The sequence below is a fragment of the Leptolyngbya sp. CCY15150 genome, assembly GCF_016888135.1.
Lineage (GTDB): Bacteria > Cyanobacteriota > Cyanobacteriia > RECH01 > RECH01 > RECH01.
Genome location: NZ_JACSWB010000001.1, coordinates 1 through 267, shown reverse-complemented (window position 1 = coordinate 267; position 267 = coordinate 1). Strand labels below are relative to the sequence as shown.

Below are 267 nucleotides of genomic sequence, written 5' to 3'. Positions count from 1 at the left end.
TCGAGTTTGAAGCGCTACTTCAAGGTGTCATCTTGCTCGAAACGCAATGGCACCGTTCCTGGTTGCCACAACGGTTTCCTCTGGTCTATATCGAATATTTAGCTTCTGCGCCGTGGAATCGCCGGTTACTCGAAGATCCTCCCTATCTGATTGGGGTCGGACGGGCACTCGTACTCTTTGCCCGGCAGCGCAGTGTGGAGGTAGGTTACGGTGGTCGCATCGGTCTACATGCGCTGCCGGGTGCGGAAGCTTTCTATCGACGTTACA

The 267-nt window shown here is 54.7% G+C and carries 1 pseudogene; it reads left to right on the top strand.

Features of this window, described 5'->3' with window-relative positions:
• Positions 1–62: 62 nt before the first annotated feature.
• A pseudogene (locus JUJ53_RS00005) lies at positions 63–267 on the top strand (hypothetical protein); the annotation flags it as partial.